The organism is Modicisalibacter radicis (assembly GCF_900961225.1).
Lineage (GTDB): Bacteria > Pseudomonadota > Gammaproteobacteria > Pseudomonadales > Halomonadaceae > Modicisalibacter.
Genome location: NZ_CAAHFN010000049.1, coordinates 69,967 through 95,612 on the forward strand (window position 1 = coordinate 69,967; position 25,646 = coordinate 95,612).

Annotated in this window: 25 protein-coding genes; 15 read left to right on the plus strand and 10 right to left on the minus strand. The window is 64.8% G+C overall.

Features of this window, described 5'->3' with window-relative positions:
• Window positions 1-32: 32 nt before the first annotated feature.
• From HR9077_RS03775 to sseA, 3 genes are all read left to right on the plus strand, one after another.
• Window positions 33-1,391, plus strand: coding sequence for a sulfatase family protein (locus HR9077_RS03775; RefSeq protein ID WP_168380884.1), 1,359 nt, complete (start codon window positions 33-35; stop codon window positions 1,389-1,391).
• A complete protein-coding gene (locus HR9077_RS03780) occupies window positions 1,388-2,767 on the plus strand; it encodes a sugar porter family MFS transporter (RefSeq protein WP_136065280.1) in 1,380 nt (459 codons plus the stop codon). Before HR9077_RS03775 ends, HR9077_RS03780 begins: the two co-directional genes overlap by 4 nt.
• 264 nt (window positions 2,768-3,031) lie before the next feature.
• On the plus strand, window positions 3,032-3,886 hold the full coding sequence (gene sseA, locus HR9077_RS03785; RefSeq protein ID WP_136065282.1) for a 3-mercaptopyruvate sulfurtransferase: 855 nt from the start codon (window positions 3,032-3,034) through the stop codon (window positions 3,884-3,886).
• A gap of 72 nt (window positions 3,887-3,958) precedes the next feature.
• On the opposite strand, the gene rep is transcribed toward sseA, so the two are convergent.
• Window positions 3,959-6,007 carry a DNA helicase Rep gene (gene rep, locus HR9077_RS03790; RefSeq protein WP_136065283.1) on the minus strand — a complete coding sequence of 683 codons (2,049 nt, stop codon included), beginning with the start codon at window positions 6,005-6,007 and terminating at the stop codon, window positions 3,959-3,961.
• Between the two features lie 51 nt (window positions 6,008-6,058).
• Here rep and HR9077_RS03795 point away from each other — a divergent pair, with 51 nt between their 5' ends.
• Window positions 6,059-6,514, plus strand: coding sequence for a GNAT family N-acetyltransferase (locus tag HR9077_RS03795; protein ID WP_136065285.1), 456 nt, complete (start codon window positions 6,059-6,061; stop codon window positions 6,512-6,514).
• Between the two features lie 9 nt (window positions 6,515-6,523).
• Here HR9077_RS03795 and trmL read toward each other — a convergent pair whose 3' ends face one another.
• The 3 genes from trmL to pyrE form a co-directional block, all read right to left on the minus strand.
• A complete protein-coding gene (gene trmL / locus HR9077_RS03800) occupies window positions 6,524-6,994 on the minus strand; it encodes a tRNA (uridine(34)/cytosine(34)/5-carboxymethylaminomethyluridine(34)-2'-O)-methyltransferase TrmL (RefSeq protein WP_136065287.1) in 471 nt (156 codons plus the stop codon).
• A gap of 221 nt (window positions 6,995-7,215) precedes the next feature.
• Window positions 7,216-7,770, minus strand: coding sequence for a YfaZ family outer membrane protein (locus HR9077_RS03805; protein WP_136065289.1), 555 nt, complete (start codon window positions 7,768-7,770; stop codon window positions 7,216-7,218).
• Window positions 7,771-7,880: 110 nt separating this feature from the next.
• A complete protein-coding gene (gene pyrE, locus HR9077_RS03810) occupies window positions 7,881-8,564 on the minus strand; it encodes an orotate phosphoribosyltransferase (RefSeq protein ID WP_136065291.1) in 684 nt (227 codons plus the stop codon).
• Between the two features lie 198 nt (window positions 8,565-8,762).
• On the opposite strand from pyrE, the gene HR9077_RS03815 reads away from it, so the two are divergent.
• Window positions 8,763-9,530: an exodeoxyribonuclease III gene (locus HR9077_RS03815; RefSeq protein ID WP_136065293.1), complete on the plus strand. Its 768-nt coding sequence runs from the start codon at window positions 8,763-8,765 to the stop codon at window positions 9,528-9,530.
• 103 nt (window positions 9,531-9,633) lie between these two features.
• Here HR9077_RS03815 and rph read toward each other — a convergent pair whose 3' ends face one another.
• Window positions 9,634-10,371, minus strand: coding sequence for a ribonuclease PH (rph, locus tag HR9077_RS03820; RefSeq protein WP_136065295.1), 738 nt, complete (start codon window positions 10,369-10,371; stop codon window positions 9,634-9,636).
• Window positions 10,372-10,529: 158 nt separating this feature from the next.
• Here rph and HR9077_RS03825 point away from each other — a divergent pair, with 158 nt between their 5' ends.
• The 3 genes from HR9077_RS03825 (at window position 10,530) to HR9077_RS03835 (ending at window position 12,751) form a co-directional block, all read left to right on the plus strand.
• On the plus strand, window positions 10,530-11,393 hold the full coding sequence (locus HR9077_RS03825) for a YicC/YloC family endoribonuclease (protein WP_136065297.1): 864 nt from the start codon (window positions 10,530-10,532) through the stop codon (window positions 11,391-11,393).
• 5 nt (window positions 11,394-11,398) lie between these two features.
• On the plus strand, window positions 11,399-12,262 hold the full coding sequence (locus HR9077_RS03830; RefSeq protein ID WP_136065299.1) for a protein NO VEIN domain-containing protein: 864 nt from the start codon (window positions 11,399-11,401) through the stop codon (window positions 12,260-12,262).
• A gap of 207 nt (window positions 12,263-12,469) precedes the next feature.
• Window positions 12,470-12,751 (plus strand): PAAR domain-containing protein, encoded by a 282-nt coding sequence (locus tag HR9077_RS03835; protein WP_136065301.1) that lies wholly within the window; start codon window positions 12,470-12,472, stop codon window positions 12,749-12,751.
• Here HR9077_RS03835 and HR9077_RS03840 read toward each other — a convergent pair.
• From HR9077_RS03840 to HR9077_RS03850, 3 genes are all read right to left on the minus strand, one after another.
• Complete coding sequence (locus tag HR9077_RS03840) at window positions 12,724-13,878, minus strand: Fic family protein (protein ID WP_136065303.1); 1,155 nt, start codon at window positions 13,876-13,878, stop codon at window positions 12,724-12,726. The genes HR9077_RS03835 and HR9077_RS03840 overlap by 28 nt on opposite strands.
• A gap of 126 nt (window positions 13,879-14,004) precedes the next feature.
• Window positions 14,005-15,024 (minus strand): nickel/cobalt transporter, encoded by a 1,020-nt coding sequence (locus tag HR9077_RS03845; RefSeq protein WP_136065305.1) that lies wholly within the window; start codon window positions 15,022-15,024, stop codon window positions 14,005-14,007.
• Window positions 15,009-15,632 carry a DUF1007 family protein gene (locus HR9077_RS03850; protein WP_244613020.1) on the minus strand — a complete coding sequence of 208 codons (624 nt, stop codon included), beginning with the start codon at window positions 15,630-15,632 and terminating at the stop codon, window positions 15,009-15,011. The genes HR9077_RS03845 and HR9077_RS03850 overlap by 16 nt, the downstream gene beginning before the upstream one ends.
• Before the next feature lie 188 nt (window positions 15,633-15,820).
• Between HR9077_RS03850 and HR9077_RS03855 the strand changes: the two genes are divergently transcribed.
• The 6 genes from HR9077_RS03855 (at window position 15,821) to HR9077_RS03880 (ending at window position 21,988) form a co-directional block, all read left to right on the plus strand.
• Window positions 15,821-16,960 (plus strand): tyramine oxidase subunit B, encoded by a 1,140-nt coding sequence (locus HR9077_RS03855; RefSeq protein ID WP_136065309.1) that lies wholly within the window; start codon window positions 15,821-15,823, stop codon window positions 16,958-16,960.
• Window positions 16,961-17,044: 84 nt separating this feature from the next.
• A complete protein-coding gene (locus HR9077_RS03860) occupies window positions 17,045-17,470 on the plus strand; it encodes a Rid family hydrolase (RefSeq protein ID WP_136065311.1) in 426 nt (141 codons plus the stop codon).
• A 57-nt stretch (window positions 17,471-17,527) separates the two neighbouring features.
• Window positions 17,528-18,817, plus strand: coding sequence for an NAD(P)/FAD-dependent oxidoreductase (locus HR9077_RS03865; RefSeq protein WP_136065313.1), 1,290 nt, complete (start codon window positions 17,528-17,530; stop codon window positions 18,815-18,817).
• Between the two features lie 47 nt (window positions 18,818-18,864).
• Window positions 18,865-19,563: a helix-turn-helix transcriptional regulator gene (locus tag HR9077_RS03870; RefSeq protein WP_136065315.1), complete on the plus strand. Its 699-nt coding sequence runs from the start codon at window positions 18,865-18,867 to the stop codon at window positions 19,561-19,563.
• A gap of 95 nt (window positions 19,564-19,658) precedes the next feature.
• Entirely contained in the window at window positions 19,659-20,966 is a 1,308-nt protein-coding gene (locus HR9077_RS03875; protein WP_136065317.1) for an aspartate aminotransferase family protein, read from the plus strand.
• Window positions 20,963-21,988 (plus strand): phosphotransferase enzyme family protein, encoded by a 1,026-nt coding sequence (locus HR9077_RS03880; protein ID WP_136065319.1) that lies wholly within the window; start codon window positions 20,963-20,965, stop codon window positions 21,986-21,988. The genes HR9077_RS03875 and HR9077_RS03880 overlap by 4 nt, the downstream gene beginning before the upstream one ends.
• A gap of 29 nt (window positions 21,989-22,017) precedes the next feature.
• Here HR9077_RS03880 and HR9077_RS03885 read toward each other — a convergent pair whose 3' ends face one another.
• A complete protein-coding gene (locus tag HR9077_RS03885) occupies window positions 22,018-22,929 on the minus strand; it encodes a helix-turn-helix domain-containing protein (protein WP_136065321.1) in 912 nt (303 codons plus the stop codon).
• 153 nt (window positions 22,930-23,082) lie between these two features.
• On the opposite strand from HR9077_RS03885, the gene feaR reads away from it, so the two are divergent.
• A complete protein-coding gene (feaR, locus tag HR9077_RS03890) occupies window positions 23,083-24,024 on the plus strand; it encodes a transcriptional regulator FeaR (protein ID WP_136065323.1) in 942 nt (313 codons plus the stop codon).
• Window positions 24,025-24,088: 64 nt separating this feature from the next.
• Here feaR and HR9077_RS03895 read toward each other — a convergent pair whose 3' ends face one another.
• Complete coding sequence (locus tag HR9077_RS03895; RefSeq protein WP_210725851.1) at window positions 24,089-25,579, minus strand: aldehyde dehydrogenase family protein; 1,491 nt, start codon at window positions 25,577-25,579, stop codon at window positions 24,089-24,091.
• Window positions 25,580-25,646: the final 67 nt, after the last annotated feature.

The window sequence follows — 25,646 nt, forward strand, 5'->3', positions numbered from 1 at the left end:
ATCGATCTACCCAAGCACCAATGGAGACCCTCATGACACAGTCTGACGGCACCCGGCCGGACGTTGTCCTGATTCACTGCCACGATCTGGGGCGCTGGCTCTCCTGCTACGGCATGCCCTCCGTGCCGAGTCCCAATCTCGAGCGCTTTGCACGTGACGCTACTGTCTTTGATAACGCTCACGCCGCCGCCCCGTTGTGCTCCCCGGCCCGGGGCGCCCTGTTTACTGGCCTGTCACCGCATCAGAACGGCATTCAGGGCCTGGCGCATGATGCCTGGCGCTATCGCGAAAATGTGCTGACTGCCCCGGAGCACCTGCGAGCGCTGGGCTATCGATCCACATTGATCGGGCTGCAACATGAGCATGTCGACCCCGACGTGCTGGGCTATGACGAGGTGGCCGGCGCCGGCTTCCTGCCCCGCGCCCATCAGGTGGTGGACGCAGCCCGGGGCTGGCTGGCCGGTCAGGCGCCGCGCGATACGCGCGCCCCGCTGTTTGCCGCCATCGGCGTGTGGGAAGTGCATCGTCCGTGGCCGGAAAGCGACTACACGCCGGCCGACCCAGCCGAAGTGGAAGTGCCGGATTTCCTGCCGGATACCCCCGCGACGCGTCGCGACATTGCCGCCTTCCACGGGTCGATCCGCCAGCTCGATGAAGCCATGGGACGCCTGTTCGAGGCGCTGGACAGTCATCTCGACCCGGCGAACACCCTGATCATTTTCACCACCGATCACGGCCCGGCCTTCCCGCGTGCCAAAAGCACCCTGTATGACGCCGGCACTGGAGTCAGCCTGCTGGTTCGCCCTCCCACCGCCTGGGGCGAGGCGCCGGCCCGGGTCGACAGCATCGCTAGCCATGTCGACATTCTGCCCACCCTGCTCGAGGTAGCCGGCGGCCCGGCCGATCCGTCTCTGGAAGGACGCTCGCTGGCGCCCCTGTTCACCGCGGCCAAATCCAAAGCGGCCGACGACCGGATGATCTTCACCGAGAAGACCTATCACGATAATTACGATCCCAAGCGAGCCGTGCGCACGCGGGACTTTGCCCTGATCAGGAATTTCACGCCGGGGCCGAAGCTTGCACTGTCGCTGGATCTGGAGCACAGCCCTACCCGCCAGGGCATGGGCGACGCCCATCTTGAAGCGCGTGACATGACCGAGCTCTATGACCGCCGCGTCGATCCGCACGAGCTCAATAACGTCTTCGATCAGCCGGAATATCAGAATATTCGGACCCGACTTCTGAAGGCACTCGATGAATGGATGCTCACTACCCGGGATCCCCTGCTTGAAGGGCCGATACACCCCCCGAAGCACCGTACCCGGGCCATGGATGCGCTACCGCCGCTACCGGCGAACACCGACACCTCAATGTCAGGAGTTTCCTCATGACCCCCTCGACAACACTGGCGGGTGCCGCCAGCGCACGATCACCCATGGTGATCTTTGGCCTGGGCGCGCTGGCCGAGCTACTGTTCGGCTATGATCTGGGCATCATCGGCGTGGCGCTGCTCTCGATCGAACAGGACTTCGTGCTGGACCCGTTCACCCGGGGGCTGGTGGTCAGCTCCATTCTGTTCGGCGCTACCATCGGGGTCGGTGTGGCGGGCGGGCTGGCCGACCGTCTCGGGCGCAAGCCGGCGCTGGTACTCACCGGGGTGATCTTCGCCGTCAGCGGGGTGGCCGCCGCGCTGGCGCCCGGGGTGGCCTTGCTGATCGTAGCGCGCATGATCATGGGCCTGGGCGTAGGCGCTTCGGCGGTAGTGGTATCCGTTTATCTGGTAGAGGTGGCACCGACCCATCTGCGCGGACGCGTCGGTGCCATGGGTCAGTTGATGGTGGTCTCGGGCATTCTGATGGCCTATCTGGTGGGCTACGCCCTGCAGCCCTTCCACGCCTGGCGCTGGATGATCGGTCTGTCGGCCATTCCGGCGCTGGTGCTGCTCATCGGCCAGGTTTTCATGCCCGAGACGCCACGTTGGCTGGTCATGCGTGACCGCATTGACGCGGCGCGTCAGGCGCTCAAAACGCTGGGCCGCGCGCCCCGCGAGGTTGATGCCGAGCTTGACGAGCTGATCAGTGCCCATCGTGCCGGCGAGATCAACGGCCCGGCCAAGCGCTCGGTGCTCAGGCAGATGCTGGCACCCAAGCTGCGTCCAGCCTCGCTGGCGGCCGCCGCCGTAGCCATTCTGGTGCAGTTCATAGGCGTCAACTCGATCATCTACTACGCGCCGACCACACTTTCCCGCGCCGGCTTTGGCGATGCGGCAGCGGTCACTGCCAACTTGGGCATCGGCGTGGTCAACCTGGTCTTCACGGTCATCGGTGTACTGATCATGGACCGGTTTTCCCGCAAGCGCCTGATGAGTACAGGCGCGCTGGTCATGCTGCTGACCATGGGTCTGCTGGGACTGCATGCCGTCATGCGACCGGAGCCCTCGATGACGAGCGCCTGGATCAACCTGCTGGGCATGATGGTCTTCTTCGCGGCCTTCGCGCTCTCCTGGGGCGTGTGCGTGCGGGTCGTCATCTCGGAGCTCTTTCCCTCCTCGATCCGCGGCACGGCCGCCGGGCTGATTCTGGTACTCAACTGGCTGGCCAACTTCGTCGTGGGGCAGGCCTTCCCTTCGCTGCTGGATTACAGCGCCTCGCTGAGCTTTTTCATCTTTGCCGGCGTCGGCATCGTGGCATGGCTGTTCGTCAGGTTATACCTGCCCGAAACCGGCAGTGGGCGCAGTCTGGAGGATATTCAGCAGCGCACCGCCTGAATCACACCGGCATGGCGGGGTGCCCCCCACCCCGCCTGAATTCGCCGCATCGAACCGCGCCGCTCATCCCAGCAGCGCACGCGGCCCGGCGATGGCATTCCTGCCCCGGGCCTGCTCGCGGCCGGGGCCCCACCCAGCCATTTCTGACACGAACCATTTTCGGTCTTATCCTGCTCGTTGCACTGTTGTCGCGGGTACCGCCGGCTCTCTTCGGCTAGCAGAAGAAACCGGCGGCGCAACGTCTTCACACCAAGGAATCGCAAAATGGCAATGTCTGACCTCGTCACCGTCGACTGGCTGCGCGACAACCTCGATCTGCCACGGCTCGTGATCCTGGACGCCAGTTGGTATCTGCCGACCGCCTCTCGGGACCCCGAGGCCGAATATCGCGTCGGTCATATCCCCGGCGCCAGGCGTTTCGATTTTGATCGAGAGATCAAGGATTCCTCGTCGTCGCTGCCGCACATGCTGCCCGCCCCGTCGGCGTTCAGCGCCGCCGTGCGGGCACTCGGCGTCAACGCCGACAGCCGCGTGGTGATCTATGACGGCCAGGGCATCTTCGCCGCCCCGCGGGCCTGGTGGATGTTCAAGGTCATGGGCCATGAAGACGTCGCGGTGCTCGATGGCGGCCTGCCGGCCTGGAAGGCCGCCGGGTTCGCGCTCGACAGCGGCCCACCGCCCGCCGCCACCCCTGGCGATTTCGAGGCACGCCTGAACCCCGAGCGCCTCGCCGACGCCACTGCGGTCGGCGCGCATCTCGAAAAGCGCACGGCACAGGTGGTGGATGCCCGCTCGGCGGCACGCTTCAGCGGTGAACAGCCCGAACCGCGCCCGGGCCTGCGCGCCGGTCACATGCCGGGGGCCTTGAACCTCCCCTTCGACCGGCTACTGGACGATGGCTGCTACCGGTCGCCCGCTATCCTGCGGGAGCGTTTCCGCGAGGCGGGTATCGAGCCGGGGACGCCGCTGGTCGGCTCCTGCGGCTCCGGCGTGACCGCCTCGGTGCTGGCGCTGGGCGCCGAACTGGCCGGACTGGGACCGATGGCGGTCTACGACGGGTCCTGGGCGGAGTGGGGCCAGGAATCGCGCCCCGAACTCGCCGTGGTCGTAGACCGCTGAAGCGATCAGCCACGGTCCAACGGAACCGGCGGCGGCCCTGAGTGACTTCACGCCATGATCATGCCCGGCCGCTCACCCCAGCAGCGAACGCAGCCCGGCGATGGCGTCCTTGCCCCGGGCCTGCTTGCGGTCGGGGTCTTCCTTGTCGGCGCGGCCCTCCCATTCCAGGTCGTCCGCCGGCAGCTCGTCGAGGAAGCGGCTGGGCGTGCAGTCCATCAGCTCGCCGTAGGTCTTGCGCTGGCGGGCCAGGGTCAGGGTCAGCGTCTGGCGGGCACGGGTGATGCCCACGTAGGCCAGGCGGCGCTCCTCCTCGACGGTGTCGAGCTCGATGGCGTTGCGGTGTGGCAGCAGTTCCTCCTCGAGGCCCATGACGTAGACGTGGGGGAACTCCAGACCCTTGGCGGCGTGCAGCGTCAGCAGCTGGATGCGGTCGGAGTCGTCCTCCTCGGCTTGCTGCTCGAGAATGTCGCGCAGCACCAGCCGCGAGATCGCCGACTCGACGTCGTCGGTCTCCTCGCTGGCCTCGTCGTCGCCGGCCTCGCGTTGCATCGACTTCTCGAGCTGGTCGATGAGTATCCAGACGTTGGCCATGCGGCGCTCGGCGACGGTGGGCGCGCTGGCGTTCTGGAACAGCCAGGCCTCGTAGTCCATGTCGCGCATCATCTCGCGGATCGCGCTGATCGCGTCGCCCTGATCCATGCGCTTGCGCACGCCGTCGATGAAGTGGGTGAAGCGCCCAAGGCGTTCGACGGCGCGGGTCGGCAGCACCTGCTCGAGACCCATTTCGTGGCAGGCGGCGAACAGCGAGATGCTACGCTCGGTGGCGTAGTTGGCGAGCTTCTCCAGCGTGCCGGGACCGATCTCGCGGCGCGGCACGTTGACGATGCGCAGGAAGGCGTTGTCGTCGCCGGGGTTGATCAGCAGCCGCAGGTAGGCCATGGCGTCCTTGATCTCGCCCCGCGAGAAGAACGAGGTGCCGCCGGAGAGCTTGTAGGGGATCTGGTAGTGCTGGAGTTTCAACTCCAGCAGCCGGGCCTGGAAGTTGCCACGATAGAGCACCGCGAAGTCGCGCCACTCGGCGGATTCCTTGATGCGCCGGGTGAGGATCTCGCTGGCCACCCGCTCGGCCTCGGCCTCCTCGTGGCGATTGACGACGATGCGGATCGGCGCGCCGATGCCCTTGTCCGACCACAGCGCCTTCTCGTAGACGTGGGGGTTGTTGGCAATCAGCGTATTGGCGGCACGCAGGATCAGCTGCGTCGAGCGGTAGTTCTGCTCGAGCTTGATCACCCGCAGGCGCGGGAAGTCTTCACCCAGGGTGACCAGATTCTCCGGGCGCGCGCCACGCCAGGCGTAGATCGACTGGTCATCGTCGCCGACCACGGTGAAGGTGCCGCGCTCGGCCATCAGCAACCGTACCAGCTGGTACTGGCTGATGTTGGTGTCCTGGTACTCGTCGACCAGCATGTAGTGGATCTTGCGCCGCCAGCGCGCCAGCGCCTCGGGATCGTTCGAGAGCAGCACCACCGGCAGCATGATCAGGTCGTCGAAATCGACCGCGTTGTAGGCCTTGAGGTGGCGCCCATAGGCCTCGTAGAGCCGCGCCGCGTACTGCTCGTCCTCGTCGGCGGCGTGCGACAGCGCCTGGCCGGGCAGCACCAGGTCGTTCTTCCAGGTGGAGATCTGGCCCTGCACGCGATTGATCTGCTCGGCGTCGACCTGGGCGTCCTTCTGCATCAGGTCGCGCAGCAGCGCCTTGGCGTCCTCGGGGTCGAACAGCGAGAAGCCCGGCTTGTAGCCCAGCGTCTTGAGCTCGCCGCGAATGATGTTGAGCCCCAGGGTATGGAAGGTCGACACCGTCAGGCCGTGGCCCTCGCGCCCCTTGAGCAGCTGGCCGACGCGCTCCTTCATCTCGCGCGCGGCCTTGTTGGTAAAGGTCACCGCGGCGATCTTGCGCGCGCTCATGCCGCACTCCTGGACCAGATAGGCGACCTTGGTGGTGATCACGCTGGTCTTGCCCGAGCCGGCGCCGGCCAGCACCAGGCAGGGGCCGTCGATGAAGCGCACCGCTTCCTGCTGGCGCGGGTTGAGCTTGGCGAGGCGTTGGCGGATTTCGGACATGAGGGCAGAATCACAGAGGTAGAGAACAACAGAACGGGAATGATACACCCCATGCGCATCATAAGAGACGATCTGAACGGCCCGGAAATCGCCGTGCTGCTGGAAGCCCACCTGAAGGGCATGGAGCCCCATTCACCTCCCGAAAGCCGCCATGCGCTGGATCTCGAGAACTTGCGGCAATCGGAAGTCCAGTTCTACAGCGCTTGGGAAGGCGAGGAACTGCTCGGCTGCGGCGCCTTCAAGCGGCTCGACGCCGATCATGCCGAGATCAAGTCAATGCGCACCGATGCCGCTCATCTGCGCAAGGGCGTGGCCGGGGCGATTCTCGCCCATCTCATCGAAGCCGCCCGCGCCAGTGGCATCCGTCGATTGAGCCTGGAGACCGGCTCGATGGAGGTCTTTGCTCCCGCGCGCCGACTCTATGAAGCATTCGGCTTCGAGTACTGCACGCCGTTCGGCGACTATGTCGAGGACCCTTACAGCGTGTTCATGACGCGTACGGTTTGATATCAGGCGCTAGACTTCCACAGCTCCGGCGAAGCCCAGCTGGCGCCAGGCCTCGTAGACCAGGATCGCCGCGGCGTTGGACAGGTTGAGGCTGCGGCTGTCGGGCAGCATCGGCAGGCGCAGGCGCTGTTCCGCCGGCAGGGCGTCGAGCATCGCCTGCGGCAGGCCGCGGGTCTCGGGCCCGAACACCAGCGCATCGCCGGGCTTGTAGGCCGGCTCATGGTAGCCGGTACGCCCGCGGGTGGAAATCGCGAAGACCCGCTCGGGGGCGATGTCGCGCAGGAACGCCGGCCAGTCGGCGTGCACCGTCACCCGCGCCCATTCGTGGTAATCCAGCCCGGCACGCCGCAGGCGCTTGTCGTCGAGGGTGAAGCCCAGCGGCTCGATCAGGTGCAGGCGGAACCCGGTGTTGGCGCACAGCCGGATCAGGTTGCCGGTATTGGGCGGAATCTCGGGTTCGAAGAGCACGATATCGAGCATGAAAGTCCCGGGCCATTGCGGCGGAGAGAACAAGGTAGCGCGTCGCGGTGCATGATACGCAATCGGCGCCCCGGAGGGCTCTTTATGGCGCTCCGAACCCAGCGCTCAGATACTCCTTACAGCGCTCCGGACCCAGCGCTCGAAGCCATGGATCCGGCTTTTTGACCTTTCTTCCAGCTTAAAGCTTATGGCTTACAGCTCCCGGCGCAGCCGGGCGCCCATCAGAAACCGATGCTGACGCCGAACGTCGGGCCGCTGTGCAGCGTATGCTCGCCGCGGTCGTCGAACTCCGTGCGGTAGTAACGATAACCGCCGTAGAGATAGGTCTGCGAGACGATATTGACGCGCGCCTGGGCGCCGTATTCGTAGCTCTTCTCGATATCGCCGTGGCTCAGCCCTTTGGGGGTATAGAAGCCGTAGCCACCCACCGAGGTCAGCGGAATCGGCGTGTCGACGAACGCCGAGCCGCCCAGCCCCAGGCCGCCGCCGTCGCCATAGGCCGTGTCCTGATACTGGTAGCGGCCGCCCACCGCCAGATCGATGCCCGGCAGGTAGGGCGTGAACATCAGCGAGCCGGAATAGAAGTCGGCATCCTCGCCGCTGTCGTCGGAGGTGAAATAGCCGACCCCGGCGCGCAGGGTGGGGAAGACCGTCTGGCTGGCTTCGATGCCTTGCGAATGCGGGCCGCCGCTGGCGGAAACGCTCAGCGCCATGGCCTGCTGACCGGCCAGCAGGAGCCCGGCGGATGAAAGTACCAAACCGAATGACTTGATCATGACTGCATGTCCTTGCACTGAATAGGCTGGTAACGAGTGGGCTTGTCACTCAACTATGGCAGAAACACCGGCGTTTTCAAACAGCGTTTTCAAACGACGCTTGCAAACCGTCAGCGCGCCAGCACCCCGTAGCGGGCCCGATAGTCGCGGATCGCCTCGGCATGCGGCTGAAGCTCGCTGCCGGCGTATTGCTCGAGGTAGGCGAGCACCTGATCGAGGGTGACGATGCTGACCACCGGCATGGCGTAACGCGCCTCGACTTCCTGGATGGCGCTGTGGCGGGTCATCTCGCCGTCGGCCTGGCCGCACTCCTGGCGATCGAGGGCGATTACCACCCCGGCGGCCGTGGCGCCGGCGGCCTCGATCAACCCCATGACCTCGCCGATCGCGGTGCCGGCGGTGATCACGTCGTCGATGATCAGCACCCGCCCGGTGAGCTCGGCACCGACGATCTGGCCACCCTCGCCATGGGCCTTGGCCTCCTTGCGGTTGAAGGCGAACGGCAGGTCGCGACCGTGATGCTCGGCCAGCGCCACGGCGGTGGCGGTACCCAGCGGTATGCCCTTGTAGGCGGGGCCGAACAGCACCTCGGCCTCGAGCCCGCTGTCGGCGATCGCCTGGGCGTAGCAGCGGCCGAGACGCGCCAGGGCGGCGCCGCTTCTGAACAAACCGGCATTGAAGAAATAGGGGCTGACGCGACCCGACTTGAGGGTGAACTCGCCGAACTTGAGCACGCCCTGCTCGATGGCGAAGGCGATGAAGTCGCGCTGGTAGGCTTGCAGCTGGCCGGCCACGGGGCTTCCTCTTGTTTAGGGATTGCTTGACGGTACAGAAATCGCTTGACTTTCCAGATACCGCTCGACGGGGTGACGCTTCGACGCCAGTGACTACCCTGAACATGAGGGCGCTTTAAACGAATGATTGCCTCGGGTCATTTACCCAAACGTCGAAAGCTCAGGTATCATACACGCGCGACGAAAAAGGGACCATGTATGAAAATCGCCAGCATCAACGTCAATGGAATTCGTGCCGCGGTCGAGCGAGGGTTTCTCGATTGGCTGGCCGATCAGGATGTCGATGTCGTCTGCGTGCAGAACCTGAAGGCCAAGAGTTTCGAGCTCGACGACAGCATCCTCTATCCCGAAGGCTACGAGGGCTACTTCCTCGACGCCGAGCAGGACGGCTTCTCCGGGGTCGGCCTGTACTGTCGCAAGATCCCCAAGGCGATCATGTACGGCCTGGGCTTCGAGCAGTGCGACAACGAGGCCCGCTTCCTGCAGGCCGATTACGACCGCTTCAGCATCGCCAGCTTCCTGATGCCCGACGGCAGCGACTATGCCGCCAAGCAGGGGTTCATGAGCCAGTATCAGGAATACCTGTCCAAGATGGCCCGCAAGCGCCGCGAGTACATCATCTGCGGTACCTGGCACATCGCCCACAAGACCGTCGACCTGGCCAACTGGGCCGACAACCAGACCACTCCCGGGTTCAAGCCCGAGGAGCGCGCCTGGATGGATCAGATGTTCGGGCCCACCGGCTTCATCGACACGTTTCGCGAAGTCAACCGCGACGCCGGTGAGTACACCTGGTGGCCCAAGCTCGATCAGGACGTGCCGCGCAGCCGCCAGGAGGGCTGGCGCATCGACTACCAGATCGTCGGCCCCAACTTCCGCCGTCATGTGGTCGATGCCTGGATCGACCGCGAGGCGACCTTCTCCGAGTTCGCCCCGCTGATCGTCGAGTACGACCTGACGCTCTGACCGGCGTCTTCGGTCCGCGTCGCCCGTCACCTTCGAGCGCCCACGAAAACGCCGGCTCAGGAGCCGGCGTTTTCGCAGGGCGGCGATGGAACCCGCGTCAGGCTCAGCGACGAATCTGCAGCGCCTCGCGCTGGTGCTCGAACAGGTCGTGGCCGGCCTTCTCGGCCAGGTCGAGCATGGCGTTGAGCTCGTCGCGGGAGAACGCCGCCGTCTCGGCGGTGCCCTGCACCTCGATCAGCCCACCCTCCTCGGTCATCACCACGTTCATGTCGGTGCCCGCGGCGCTGTCTTCCGGATAGTCGAGATCGACCACCGGCGTGCCCTTGTAGACCCCCACCGAGACCGAGCTGACCAGTTGCTTGAACGGGTCGGTCTTGATCTGCTTCTCGCGCTGCAGGTAGCGGATGGCATCGACCAGCGCCACGCAGCCGCCGGTGATCGACGCCGTGCGCGTGCCACCGTCGGCCTGGATCACGTCACAATCGACGGTGATGGTGAATTCGCCGAGCTTCTTGAGATTGACCGCCGCACGCAGCGAGCGGCCGATCAGGCGCTGGATCTCCAGCGTCCGGCCGCCCTGCTTGCCGCGGGCCGCCTCGCGGCCGCTGCGGCTGTGGGTGGCGCGCGGCAGCATGCCGTACTCGGCGGTGATCCAGCCCTGGCCCTTGCCGCGTAGCCAGCGCGGCACGCCGGCTTCGACGCTGGCGTTGCACAGCACCTTGGTGTCACCGAAAGCCACCAGCACCGAACCTTCGGCGTGGCGGGTATAGTCGCGGATCAGCTGGATCTCGCGGGGCTGATCGGGCTGTCGTCCGCTGGGTCGTATGGCCGCTGGGCGCATGTCACCTCTCAATCGCTTGGCAGGAAAATCATCGGGGAGCGAAACTCCCGGTGGACGCTCATTCTACACGCTTGCCCGGTGTCGATCCGTTACACTGAGCAATGTTCGGCGTGCCGCCTCGCCGGATGTATTCATCATCGCCGTCTCGAGGAGCTCGCATGGCATACAGCATGACCGCCTTCACCCGGCAGACCCTGGATGCCCCCTGGGGCAGCCTGCAACTGGAACTGCGCTCGGTGAACCAGCGCTACCTGGAGCCGCACTTTCGCCTGCCGGACAGCCTGCGCGAACTCGAGCCCGCCTTCCGCGAGGCCCTGCGTACCCGCCTGGCGCGCGGCAAGATCGAATGCCAGCTGCGCTTCGACCCCGCCGCCGGCGGCGAGTCGCTGAGCGTCAACCGCAACCGGCTCGGCGAACTGGCCCGCGCGCTGCACGAGGTCCGTGCCGAACTGCCCGATGCGCCGATGCCCGATGCCCTGGCACTGCTCGACCACCCCGGCGTGGTCGACGTCCAGGGCACCGATCTCGAGATCGTCAAGCGCGAGGCGCTGGCACTGTTCGACACCGCGCTCGACGACCTGATCGCCGGGCGCGCCCGGGAGGGCGAACGCCTCGCCGAGCTGATTCGCAGCCGGCTCGACGGCGTACGCACGCAGGTCGCCACGGTGCGCGAACTGCTCCCCGCCATCCTCGAGCGTCAGCGCAGCCAACTGGCCGAACGCCTCGCAGCGCTCAAGGCCGAACTCGAGCCTCAGCGCGTCGAGGCCGAAGTCGCCCTGCTCGCCCAGAAGGCCGATGTCGACGAGGAACTCGACCGCCTGGACATCCACATCGCCGAGATCGAGCGTCAGCTCAAGCAGAAGGGCCCGATCGGCCGACGCCTGGATTTTTTGATGCAAGAACTCAACCGCGAGGCCAACACCCTCTCCTCCAAGGCGGTGGTCGCCGACACCACCCGCTGCGCGGTGGAACTGAAGGTGCTGATCGAGCAGATGCGCGAGCAGATTCAGAATTTGGAGTGAGTGGCATGCGTCGAGCGGCGCCTTGGAGCGTTACCGAAGTCGAAACCATCGTTGCTACATACCGGCAAATGCTGGTAGCCGAACTGAGTGGGCAGCGCTACAACAAGAGCCAGCTCAATCAGGCGCTGATGGAGCGCCTTCAAGATCGTTCAAGGTCTTCCATCGAGTACAAACATCGCAATATCAGCGCCGTACTACGCGATGCCGACTGCCCTTACGTGGATGGCTACAAGCCCTTGAGCAACTACCAAGGAGTGCTGGTCGAGGCCGTCGAACACGTACTATTAGGTAGTGAACTCTTCGATCGCGCGGCTCGCTTTGCGGCCGAACGCCCGGCGGTCGATTCGGCTGCGCCTGCCGACGATGCCATTATCGTCATGCCACCCGAGCCGTCACGACCGCGACAAGAGATCAATGAGCAGCCCGCTGTCTATGAACGGAAGCCCCTCAAGCGGGATTATCTGGCGCGCGAGGCACAAAACCGCGAGCTCGGTCTGGCCGGCGAGCATTTCGTGGTCAGCTACGAACAACACCGCTTGAAGCAGGCCGGCCATGACAAACTGGCCGAAAAGGTCGAACACGTCGCTGAGACACAAGGCGACGGAGCAGGTTTTGACGTACTTTCTTTCGAGTCGGATGGTCAGGAGCGATGGATCGAAGTCAAAACGACGGCATTCGCCATCGAAAGCGCCTTCTTCATCTCACCCAATGAACTGGCTTGCTCTCGCTCTTACGCCGACCGCTATCACCTTTTCCGCCTATTCGACTTCCGGCAGCGGCCGCGAATGTTCTGCCTCCAAGGCGATCTGCATGATCATTTATGGCTCGAGCCCAACAGCTATCGGGCGGGCGTGCGCGAGGCCTACTGAACAGATGTCGTCATTTCCGTTAGCTGGACGCTGTCTATCCAGCCCGAGTGGCGCAAAGATGGTTACCGGTAGTTTCAAGATTGGCGCGATTCGCTGAAATCTCTGTAAGAGATTCGATATCAAGCCACGAAGCGCCAGCATACGCTTTGTGATTACCACCAATCCTGCAATAGACTCCAGAACAGCAAATTTAGTGAGGGATACCTAATGTTCAAGCCCGGCGATGGCATGATTCGATTGGGAGACGCCACTAGTCACGGCGGTAAGGTCATCACCGGCCAGAGCACCTACATCGTTCATGGCAAACCGGTCGCCGTCATCGGTGACAAGGTTACGTGCCCGAAAGATGGCCATAACGGTGTTTGCACGATCGTCGAAGGCCACCCCACCCTCAAGATCAACGGTAAGTCGGTGGCCTTTCATGGCTGCCATACGTCGAAAAACCTCAACGGGAGACGTGGCTACTCCCGATTCAAGAGCTCGATATAGGCGCGATAGGCAAATACGCGATTCCTCTTGTTACCGGTCAACTCCTGCACCAACCCCAATTGCGTTTCGAGGCCTTCCAGCACCTTGCCGACGGTGGCCTGGGTCAGCCCGGTTTCTCGGTGCAGCGTGGCAATATTCACCACCGGATGGCTAAACAGCGCCTCCAGTACTTGGGTCGCCGAGCCGGCAAGGCGGCCAAGCTCGGCCAGGCGCGCCCTGTCCCGGGCCAATAGCGTACTCAGCGCCTGCGCCGTGGCGACGGCGTGATTGGCAGTATCGGCGATGGCATCGACGAAAAAGAGCAACCAGCTTTCCCAATCGCCGGTCAGGCGCACGTTTTGGAGGTGCTCGTAGTAAACCTGCCGGTGGCGCTTGAAGAACACCGAGAGATAGAGCAGCGGCTCCCGCAGAATGCCCGCCTGCACCAGAATCAGCGGAATCAACAAGCGCCCGAGCCGGCCATTGCCATCCATGAACGGGTGGATGGTTTCGAACTGCACGTGTGCCAGAGCGGCCTTGATCACCGGCTCAGTCGCTGTCGGCTCGTCGTTGAGAAAGCACTCGAAGGCACGCCAGCAGTCGGCGAACTGGTTGGCCGGGGGCGGCACGAAAGCGGCTTCGTCGGCACGGTGCCCGCCGATCCAGACCTGGTTCTGGCGAAATTCACCTGGGCGGCGGTACGTGCCGCGCCCGTTGGTCATCAAGGCGTCATGCAGCTCACGCACGAGGCGAATCGTGATCGGCTGCCCTTCGCGAATGCGCTGTACGCCCAGGTTGAGCGCCCGCACATAGCAGGAGACTTCCTGTACGTCGTCCATGGGCACGCCGGGAATGCCGTCCATCTCGTAGATCATGAGATCGCTGAGTGACGACTGCGTGCCCTCGATCTGCGAGGACATCACCGCTTCTTTTCGCACATAGCTGTAGAGAAACAGCTGCGCATCGGGGAGCAGAACCGAGATGCCATCCAGTCGCCCCAGGGCGACATGTGCCTGTGACAGACGCGCCTGGAGCTTGTCGTCGAGCGACAAAGGCGGCTCGGGCGGTAGTGCCGCAGGCACAAAGGCCTGACAATTCACGCCGCCGGCGATGCTGGGAACATGATGACCGGTCAGCCCACGGTGCATGGGTGTCTCTCACGAAGTTAAAATAAGCCGCCACACTATTTCATTTTTGATCATAAATTAAAATAGCGAGCCCATTATTTTAACTTTGCTCCTCTTCGACGACCCAACTTCACGCTGACACCCACCTCAGCGAATACCCGGTAGGGTCATGCCCGAGGTGCCGGGAACGCTGATCAGCAACCCTATCCCCAGCGCCAGAATCAGCACGCCGCCGCACAGGGCGATGCCGTGGCCGGCCAGGCGCTGCCAATGGGGCGTGGTGCGCGCCAGCAGGCGCGACGCGCGCTGCCGGGCGAAGACGGTGAAGAGGGCCAGGCAGGAGGTGGTCACCGCGGTGCCCACCGACATGGCCAGCACCGCCAGGACACCGGCCCACCAGTAACCCAGCAGGCTGGCGACGCCCAGCACCATGACGGCGCCGCTGCAGGGCCGCAGGCCGATAGCCAGCAGGGCGCCCAGGCTCTCCCGCATCGTGCCCGCGGCGTCGGGGCCGACGTGGTGGTGGCCGCCGCAGTGATCGCATGCCGCCGCGTCGGGCCGCTGCGAATGGCTCGGCACGGCCTCGAAGGCCAGGCCCTTGAACGCCACGGAGGCAGCACTGGCGTCAGCGGTCGGGGTTTCCCGCGACAACGGGCCCAGCGCCTGCCTGAGCCGGGCCAGGGCACGCAGGGTCAGCCAGACGCCGAGCCCGGTCAGGACGATGAAGCTGAGCCGCTCGAGCTGACCGGTCTGCGCCATGGCATCGCGGGTCAGCAGCCCCATGCCCCAGACCAGCGCACCCACCAGCGCAATCGCCACCAGTCCCTGGAGCAGCGCCGCGGCCACGGTCAGTGACAGCCCGCGCCGCAGGGCGGTGGGGTGCGACAGCAGGTAGGCGGTGATCACCGCCTTGCCGTGCCCCGGCCCCAGGGCATGAAAGATGCCATAGCCCAGGCTCAACGCCATCAGGCTGAGACTGGTATCGAGCGATGGATGCCGCGACAGGGCCATCGTCGACAGGGTCAGGCCGCGCTGCAGCGAGCGCTGCCAGTCGTGGGCCTCGGCCATGACGATCTGCGCCAGGGCCTGCCCCCAGTCGGTCATGGCGAGTACGGCAAGGGCCAGCAGCGGCAACAGCGCGATCAGCAAGCTTAGCGTGCGGGACATGTCGCCTCTCCGGTTTCGGCGAAGAATCGACCGAGACCGCCCGGGGCGTCGGCATCGGTGTCCAGCGCCGCCGCTTCGGCCACCTTCTGCGGGTCGGGGTCGGCGGCGATGACCCGGCTCGTGCAGCCGTCGGGCGCATTGCGCAGGACGATCGGCTCGGCGACGTCCTCGTCGTAGAGAAACTCGATATAGTAGGTGTCGTCGTAGACCTTCCAGGCCACGGGGGACTCGTCGAGCGCCAGCGGCTCGGCAAGGGGCACGACGAAGGTGAATTCCAGCCGTTGCTCGTCGAGCCGCGTGGTGTAGTCGCGCAACTCCCCCAGGGCGACATCTTCGCCGTCATGCATGACGTGGGTCAGGTAGTTCGAGCGACTCAGATTCCGGGCGATCTCCTGGCCGAGCATGTCCAGCCGTTCGTCCATGCTCTCCTCGCCTTCGGCGCGGGCCAGTTCCTCGGTCAGGGTCAGGCTGTAGAACGGGTCCATCTTCCAGGCCTGTTCCAGGGCGACGACGCGCTCCCGATCGTCGAAATGCAGCGTGACCCGATAATCCACCCAGCCATGCGGGTGGGCGGCGGCCGGTGGCGACACCAATAGAGTCAGCAGCATGAGAGCGAGCCCGCCACGGGTATACCGGAAATTCAAACGCCCCATATGCGCCTCAAGATTATTTCTGGACCCGTTATCGACCACTCACCACCAACGGGGTTGCCGATTTGTGCTAACGCTGGCGTCCACCGGCACGCACCATGGAGGACGCTCGCTATTCACTCCTAACAACAAGCCGGAATTCGGAAATGACCAACGATACAAGAATCGACTTCATCTATCTCTCCGAACAGGACATGATTCGTGCCGGTGTCACCGACATGGCGGCCTGCGTGGACACCATGGAAGAGGTCTTCCACCTGCTGCACATCGGCGATTACCGCATGGCCGGGCCCAACAACGACTCCCACGGCGCGATGATCATGTTTCCGGAGGAGTCGCCCTTTCCGACCATGCCGAAACCGACCGCCGACCGCCGCATGATGGCGATGCCCGCCTACCTGGGCGGCAGCTTCTGCACCTCCGGCGTGAAGTGGTACGGCTCCAACATCGCCAACCGGGAAAAGGATCTGCCCCGTTCCATCCTGATGTTCACGCTGACCGACCCGGACACCGCCGCGCCGTTGGCGTACATGTCGGCCAACCTGCTGTCGGCCTACCGCACCGGCGCCGTACCGGGGGTCGGTGCTCGCCATCTGGCGCGCAAGGATTCCCGTGTCATCGGCCTTCTCGGCCCGGGCGTGATGGGACGCACCAGCGTGGCGGCGTTCATGGCGGTCTGCCCCGAGATCGACACCATCAAGATCAAGGGTCGCAGCGAGAAGAACATCAACGGCTTTGTCGAGTGGGTGAAAGCGCATTACCCGCAAGTCACCAACATCGAGGTCGTCGACTCCGAGGAAGCCGTGGTACGCGATTCGGACATCGTGACCTACTGCGCCTCCGGCGAAGTCGGCAACCCGGACATCTACCCGATGGTCAAACGTGAATGGGTCAAACCCGGCGCGTTTCTGGCGATGCCCGCGCCCTGCAACTTCGATGCCGGCATGGAAGCGCCCGACGTTCGCAAGGTGCTCGATGATACCGGCCTGTACGAGGCCTGGTACGAGGAAGTGCCCAAGCCTGCCCATAACGTGATTCCGCTGGTCGGCGTCAAGTTCATGGACATGATCCACGCCGGCAAGCTCGAGGCCGAGGCACTGGAGGATCTGGGCGCCATCGTCTCCGGCGACAGCCCGGGCCGAAAAAGCGACGACGAGATCATCATGATGTCGGTCGGCGGCATGCCGGTCGAGGACGTGGCCTGGGCCACCGTGGTCTATCGCAAGGCGGTCGAACAGGGCATCGGCGTCAAGCTGAACCTGTGGGACGAGCCCGCGCTCAAGTAAGCGCCGACCGCCTACCCTGCCCGCGGGCATCGCATCTCGAACCGGTGCCCGCTCTCTCATCGACTTAAAAGCGAGCGTTCTACGATGACTACGATCACCAAGGTCAAAACCGGCTCCAGATTCGAGGAACACGCTAGCTATTCGCGCGTGGTGGCCGTCGACGACTGGATCCTTGTCTCCAACACCGCCGGGCGCAACCCGGCGACCAAGGAGATTCCGGACGACGTCAGCGAACAGCTGAAACAGGTTTTTGCCAACATCGAAGGCGCCCTCGGCGCGGTCGAAAGCGGCCTGTCCGACATCGTGTCGGCGAGGATCTTCATCCAGAACCCGGCCGATACCGAAACGGTCATGACCCAGTTCGGCGAAACCATGCGCGGCGTCGACCCGGTCATCACCGTGACCTGCCCACCGCTGGGCGCCGAGGTCTACAAGGTGGAGCTGGAAGTGACCGCCTACCGCGGTGCCGGCAGCGCCGAGGTGGTGCGGATCGACACCTCCGCCCGGTAAGGCGGACCGCTCGCCCCCGGTTCGTCGACACCCCCGACTCCTTCAGGATTTACCGCCATGGCACCGACAATAGCGCCCGTCCAGACGTCCAGCGACTTTCCCGCCTCGACCACCGTGGTGATCATCGGTGGCGGCATCATCGGCCTGACGGCGGCGCTGGCCCTGGCGGAACGCGATATCCCCGTGGTCGTGCTGGAGAAAGGCCGCCTCGCGGGGGAGCAGTCCTCGCGCAACCTGGGCTGGATCCGCAAGACCAGCCGCCACGGCGAGGACGTGCCGCTGGCCCTGGCCTCCGACCGCCTCTGGGCCGAAATGGCCGAGCGTACCGGCAGTGAGGTGGGTTACCGTCAGCCGGGCATCATGTTTCTGTCGCGTACGTCCGACCAGCTCGCCGTGCACGAAGCCTGGCTCGAGTCGGTCGCGGACCTGTCGCTGGATTCACGGATCCTGAGTGCGCGGGAGATCGACGCACGGGTACCGGGCGGTCGCGGCGATTGGGCCGGGGCCATCCATACCCCCTCCGATGGCTACGCCGAGCCGACGCTGGCCTCCAGCGCCATCGCCAGGGCGGCCATGGCCAGGGGTGCCGTGATCGTCGAGCACTGCGCGGTGCGTACCATAACGCGCTCGGCGGGCCGGGTCAGCGGCGTGGTGACCGAGCGCGGCGAGATTCGCTGCGACCAGGTGCTGCTGGCCGGCGGCATGGGGTCGCGGCGCTTTCTGGGCAACATCGGCATCTCGCTGCCGACGCTGCCACTGATTCTGTCGGTGTTTCGCACCGGGGCCATGGAAGGCCCTACCGATGCCGCCGTCGGCGGGCCGGATTTCTCCTTCAGAAAGCACAAGGATGGGGGCTTCATCGTGACCCAGCGCGGCGCCCTCGACGCGCCGCTGACGCTGGATCATCTGCTGGTCGGTTCCAAATACCTGAGCGCGTTGCGTTCACAGCGAGGACTTTTGCGGATATCGCTGGGCAAGCATTTCTGGCGGGATCTGTCGCTGCCACGGCGCTGGAAAAACGGTCGCTCCCCCTTCGAGCGCGAGCGCACCATTGACCCGCCGATCAACCAGGGGCTCAATGAGCAAGCCCACCGCAATCTGTCCGCGGCCTGGCCGGTGTTCGAGAACGCCACCGTCGAAGCGTCCTGGGCAGGCATGATCGACATCACACCGGATTCCAACCCGGTCATCGATGCGGTGCCCGGCGTGCCGGGACTGACCCTCGCCACCGGTTTCTCCGGGCACGGCTTTGGCACCTCGCCGGCGGCCGGCCAGCTCGCCGCCGACCTGATCATGAACAAGACGCCGATCATCGACCCAGGGCCTTACCGGTTCGGAAGGTTCTAGTCGAAGGTTCCATCTGCTGGCGGAATGACCGCCAAGGGCTCGCCACCATGCATAAAGACCAGGATGCAAGCCCCTTTCAGCGCGAAACCCTGGCCTTGATCGGCCGCCTGGTGCCCCTGAGCGGCTCAGCGTTCTTCCTGGTGAATCCGGATATGCAGCACGGCGGCGCCCTGCTGTATAACCTGGCTCCGAATGCCGAGCGGGCGTATCGCACCGAATACGGCGCCCTGGATCCGCTCAACCCCGAGCGCTTCGCCGACAGCGATGAAACCGTGGTGACGCTGGACTCGCGCATGGCCCCTCACTTCCTGCGACAGACGCTGTACTACCAGGAATTCATGGTGCCGCATAACCATCGCTATGTGGCAGACATGTTCTTTCGTCGCGAGGGCCGGATCATCGCGGGCCTCACGGTCCTGCGCGAAGCATCGATGGGGGATTTTCTGCCGGAGGAACTGGCTCTGCTGCGTAAGGTACAGCCGTTCATCGAATTCTCCCTGAATGCGAGCTACCTGCCGCAGCGCGACCGGGAGCGCAAGGGGATGGCCGCAAAATACGCCCTGACCGATCGCGAGCTGGATGTGCTGGAGTGCGTGCTGCGCGGGAGCGGCAACAAGGAGATCGCCAGCCAGCTGTCGCTGGGGCTGGCGACGGTCAAGACCCATCTCCACCATATCTTCCGGAAGACCGGGGCGGGTCGGCGCAGCGAACTGATCGCCAAGTTGATGAGCGACCTGAACCGGTGATCTCCATCCTTCGATGGATGCCACCCCGCGGCTTGAAACCGAATACTGGCCGCTGAATCCGTCGATCGTTTCCAGCAAGGGAGGCAAGCATCGATATGGCCGACAAGCAGACCCAGGATCTTCTCGCCAGAAGATATCGCGTCATGGGGCACCATACGCCGCTGTTCTACGACGAGCCGCTGCACCTGGTGCGCGGCGAGGGCGTCTGGCTGTGGGACAGCGAAGGTAACCGCTACCTGGACGTGTACAACAACGTTCCCCACGTGGGGCACTGCAACCCCCGTGTCGTCGAGGCGATGAGCCGTCAGGCCGCCACCCTCAACATCCACACCCGCTACCTGCACGACAACATCGTCGATTACCTGGAGCGCCTGACCGGCACCTTCGACGACGGGCTGCAGATGGCCATGCTGACCTGCACCGGCAGCGAAGCCAACGAGCTGGCGCTGCGCATGGCGCGCTTCTGTACCGGCGCCCAGGGGATCATCGTCAGCGACTTCGCCTACCACGGCAACACGGAAGCGGTGGCCGAGATGGGCACCGGTTTCATGCCCGAAGCCCGGACCACCAGGCGCGTCAAGTCCTTCCCCATCCCGGACACCTATCGCCCCCTCGACGGACTCGCGGGCGAGGCGCTGGCCCAGGCCTATGCCGACCGGGTCCAGCAGGCGATCGATGAATTCCATGCCGAAGGGATCAAGGTGGCCGGCATCCTGGTGTGCCCCGACTTCGCCAACGAAGGCCTGCTCGACGTCCCCCCGGGCTTCCTGGAGAAGGCCGTGGCGAAGGTCCGCCAGGCCGGCGGCGTGTTCATCGCCGACGAGGTGCAGGCGGGCTTCGGACGCAGCGGCCGGCATTTCTGGGCGCACCAGTGGTACGACGTCACGCCCGATATCGTCGCCATGGGCAAACCCATGGGTAACGGCTACCCGCTGGCCGGCGTGGTGGCACGCCCCGACATGATCGAGGCGTTCAGCAAGGAAGCGATGTACTTCAACACCTTCGGCGGCACGCCGGTTGCCTGTGCCGTCGGCATGGCGGTGCTCGATGCCCTGGAAGAAGACGGCCTGATGCACAACGCGGTCACCACCGGCGCCTATGTGGCCGAGGGCCTGCGCAGGTTGCAGCAGAAGCACGAGCTGATCGGTGATGTCCGCGATCTGGGCCTGTTCTTCGGGGTGGAGCTGGTCAAGGATCGCGCGAGCAAGGCGCCGGCTCAGGCCGAAACGCGTCGCCTCATCAACCTGATGCGCGACAAGGGCGTGCTGATCAGCAAGATCGGTGTCCATGACGCCATCCTGAAGCTGCGCCCCCCCATGCCGTTCCAGACCGAGCACGCGGATATCCTGCTGCACACCCTGGATGAGGCCCTGACGCAACTGACCGAGGAGGTGACCGCATGAGCACGTTCGACAACCTGTCCCCGGAGCATCAGGGCGTTCATCTGAAGGAGCTGGCGCAACGTTCCCTGCGTCACTGGGGGCTGGAAGGCAGCGATCTGTCGCTGGTGAAATACCGCGAGAATGCGGTCTACCAGGTGTCCGCCGGGGACGGTGAGCGCTACGCCCTGCGCATCCATCGTCACGGCTATCACAGCCTCGCCGCACTGCAATCCGAGCTGCAGTGGATGGCGGCGCTGAACGACAGCGGCATCGCCGTCCCCGAGGTCCTGCCGACGACCGACGGCCGCCTGCTGGTCAGCGAGTCCACCGAGGTCATCATGGCGCCTCGCCATGTCGATCTGTTTGCCTGGATTGACGGGTCGCCCCTGGGATCCGAGGAAGAAGGCCTGGGCGACAACGCCGAGCATGTCGACAAGCTGTATGCCGAACTGGGTCGGACCGCCGCCGAGCTGCACAACCAGGCGAGCCAGTGGGAGTTGCCCGAAGGGTTCGAGCGACACGCCTGGGACCACGAGGGCCTGGTCGGCGAAGCCCCCTTCTGGGGGCGCTTCTGGGAACTGGAGCTGCTGGATGACTCTCAGCGGCGGCTGCTGGAAACGGCGCGTGACCGCATCAGCCGTGAGCTGTCGGAGTACGACCGCTCGCCCCAGCGCTATAGCCTGATTCACGCCGACTTCGTGCCGGAAAACCTGATGGCCGATAACGGTCGCCTGCGCCTGATCGACTTCGACGACGCCGGGTTCGGGTGGCACATGTTCGAGCTGGCCACGGCCCTCTACTTCATTCAGGAAGAGCCCTGCTATCCGGTCGCCCGGCAGGCGCTGATCGACGGCTATCGACAGCGGCGCGCCCTGTCGGACGGCGATCTGGATCGCCTGGAGCTGTTCCTGACCGCGAGAGCCTGTACCTACCTGGGCTGGATCCGCAGCCGACAGGAAACCCATACTGCGCGCGAGCTGGCCCCCGACCTGATCCGTCGCGCCTGCGAGCAGGCGGAACGTTATCTGGCTGCCAGTCCTTGATGGCGCCGTCTCGCACTCCAGGAAGAAGGCTATGACGGCTGGACGCGTCGCAGGGTGGTGGAGGGCGGCTCCTGAAACAGACGCCGGTACTCACGGCTGAAATAGCTCTGGTGGAAGAAGCCTTGCAGAGCGGCGGCGTCGGCGATGTGCTGGGAGGGATCCTGCAACAGGCTGCGACGTACCGCGTTGAGCCGCAGCGCGCGCAGGTAATGGACCGGCGCCTGTCCGGTTTCCACCTGGAAACTGTACTGCAGGGTGCGGCGCGAGATCCTCAATTGCCGACACAGCTCCATCAGCGAAGGGGGGTCGTCCGGCCGCGCCCGGGTCAGCGCGTGGCAGCGATCGACGATGTAGCGCCGGGTACGGTAGCAGGCGCCGTCGAGCTTCGGCGACCTCGAGCAGCCGCTCAGCAGCAGCTCGACACCCTCCTCGAGCTGCCGCGAGAACACGCTCTGCAGCGCCGCCGAGGGGTCGTCCTGTGACGGCGATGCCAGCAGATAGTCCGTCATGGCCCGCCACTGCGCCCTGACACCGGCCAGCAATGCCGCCGGCACCGCCAGCGTGCGCAGTCGGCACGCGTCTCGCTCCAGCCATGCATGGCGGCTGCGGTCGATCGACATGACCAGCAGGTCGTAGTGTCCGGGCGCCACGCTCCAGAACTGCTCGCAGCGCGGCAGCACCGTGATGGCGTCGGTGTCGAACAGCGCATCGTTCGGCCAGTGAAGCGGCATGACCAGGTGCCATTGATCCTCCGGCCAGTGCATCGACTGCGAGATGCCGAGGTTGGCGCGTTCGCGGAAAAGCCTCACGCCCCACCCGGTGACATCGACGATATCGCCCGAGAAACGCCCCTCCTCGATCTGATCGAATTCCTGCTGCCAGCCCTCCAGCCATTGGGCATGGTCGGTGACATCCTCGCAGTGATGGAGCGCGACGCTCATGAGAGAAGCCTCCAGAATGCATTGTTATCGTTATGGCAAAAGATGGCGCCCCTTCCCCTTGACTAACGGAGGGTAGTATACATCGGCACCTTCATCTAAGCTGTCCCTACAAACATTAACATATTAATAGAATAAGATTCTCGCGGAGGTCCCATGCAATCCACGGATACGATGACACTGTCGTTCGATGCTTGGTTGAGCGCTCTACGCGACGTATGCGGTAACTTCGATTCCATCCCGCTGGATCGACAAAGCTTTCGAGGGGATGTCTCGAGACGATCGGTCGGCGGCATCGAGATCGCCGATATCACCACCAATGCCGAGAGAGTCGTGCGCAGCCGGCCTCACCAACATGACGACGACCGTCACTGCTTTCTGATCGTCCAGAAACAGGGCCATGCCACCCTGGTGCAGAACGGCGTCAGCATCGCGATGCGGCCAGGCGAGATGTTGCTCATGGATTCCGCCAGGGCATGCGAGATATTTCCCCATGGGCTGATCGAGCACGAGTCCTTTCATCTGCCGCGTGGCGAGGTGGCACGGCAATTCGGCCGCCAGCCGGTACCCTTCATGAAGATCGTCGCCGGCTGTACCAGCGGCCAGATCATGCAGTTGATCGTCAACCGCATGGTATCGGGGCCACTCGCCGCAGACGCCCAGGAGCAGGAGAGCGGCGTAGCGAACTCCTTGATCGCACTGTTGCCCGCCATTTACCAGCACCAGGCCGCGACGCCGTCCCTGTTCGATCAAGCCGGCAGTACGCTCTACTTGTGCATTCAACAGTTCATCGATCAGCATCTCCACGAAGACGAACTCGGGCCGGAGCGACTGGCGTCGCAGTTCCACGTCTCCATTCGTCAGCTCTACCGCCTTTTCGAGCGGCATGACGAAACCGTCTGCCGTTATGTCCAACGCCGGCGCCTCGCGCGCTGCGGCGAAGAGCTCGCCAACCCGATGCTGGCCGATCGTTCGATTACCCAGATCGCCTACAAGTGGGGATTCACCGACTCGGCTCACTTCAGTCGTGCGTTCAAGCGCGAGTTCTCCAGCTCCCCGCGGGACTACCGTCGCTCGCAGCTCGCGAAGGCCGCCTGACAAGAGGGCATCCATCGAAGCGCTCCCGCCGGGCTCACTTCGCCGCCGGGAGCGTGGCGATGGTTCAATAGGCGATGCACACCGATTTCAGCTCGGTATAGGCGTTGACCGCCTCGGGGCCGAACTCCTTGCCCAGGCCGGACATCTTGAAGCCGCCGAAGGGCAGGCTCGCGTCCAGGGTGACATGGGTATTGACCCAGACGGTGCCGGCCTCGATGCGCGGTGTCAGCCGCATCGCCTGCGACAGGCTTTCGGTCCAGAGACTGGCCGCAAGTCCCAGATCGCTGTCGTTGACCAGGGCGATCGCCTCCTCCACGTCATCGAAGGGAATCACCGTCAGCACGGGGCCGAACACCTCCTCCCGGGCGACCTCCATCCCATGGTCGGCGCCGCTGATCACCACCGGCGACACATAGAACCCCTCCTTGGGTACCGCCCCGCCGACATGGATATCGGCACCCTGGGCGCGGGCGCGGTCGATGTAGTCGAGCACGCTGCGTTGCTGGCGCTGCGAGACCAGCGGCGTGACCTGGGCCTGCGGATCCATGCCCGGGCCCGCCGCCATGCCGTCCACCGCCTCGGCGAGACGCCGGCAGAATTCGTCGTGCAGGCTGCGATGGACGTAGAAGCGCGACGCCGCCGCGCATACCTGCCCCTGGTTGAGCAACCCGCCCATCAGCGCGCCGCCGACCGCCTTGTCGAGGTCGGCGTCCTCGAGCACCAGCATCGGGTTCTTGCCGCCCAGCTCCAGGGAGAAGTGCGCCATGTGCTCGACGGCGGCGTGGCCGATCTGCTTGCCGACCGCGGTACTGCCGGTGAAGGTGACCTTGTGTACGTCCGGATGTTCGGCCAGCCGCGTCCCGACCACCGAACCGGACCCCAGCACCACGTTGAACACGCCCCGGGGGACCCCTGCCTCGATCGCCAGCTCCGCCAGTCGCAGCACGCTCAACGGCGTTTCCGAGGCGGGCTTGAGCACCACCGAGCAGCCGGCGGCCAGCGCCGGCACGACCTTCCACAACGCGATCATCAGTGGAAAGTTCCAGGGCACGATCGCCGCCACCACGCCCAGCGGCTGGCGCAGGGTATAGGCGTTGAACTGCGCGCCCTCGGGCATGCCGATCGACATCTCGCGGGTGCTGCCTTCCAGCTTGGTGGTCCAGCCCGCCATGTAGCGCACGAAATCCACCGAAAACCCCACGTCGACCGCCCGGGCGATATGAATCGACTTGCCCTGGTTCAGGGTCTCGATCTGCGCCAGCTCCTCGCCATGCCGCTCGATCAAATCAGCGAAGCGCAACAGGATCCGTTCGCGCACCGCCGGCGATAGATCGCGCCAGCGGCGGTCATCGAAGCTTGCCTTGGTCAGCGCGACGGCTTCGTCCGCCAGGGCACCGTCGCCCTCGGCCAGCGTCGCCAGCCGCCCGCCGGTGGCGGGGTCGAGCACATCGCGGGCATTGCCCTGGGCCCTGAAGCGACCGTCGATGAAAGAGCCGGTGGCGCGCTCGAGAAACGCCTGGACCGGCTCGGATGCCGACATCTTGTCGTAGCTCATCGCAAACTCCTTTGATTGGGATACGGGAAGCGGCACCGCGAGACGCGGAACACGGCTCGATGCGTAC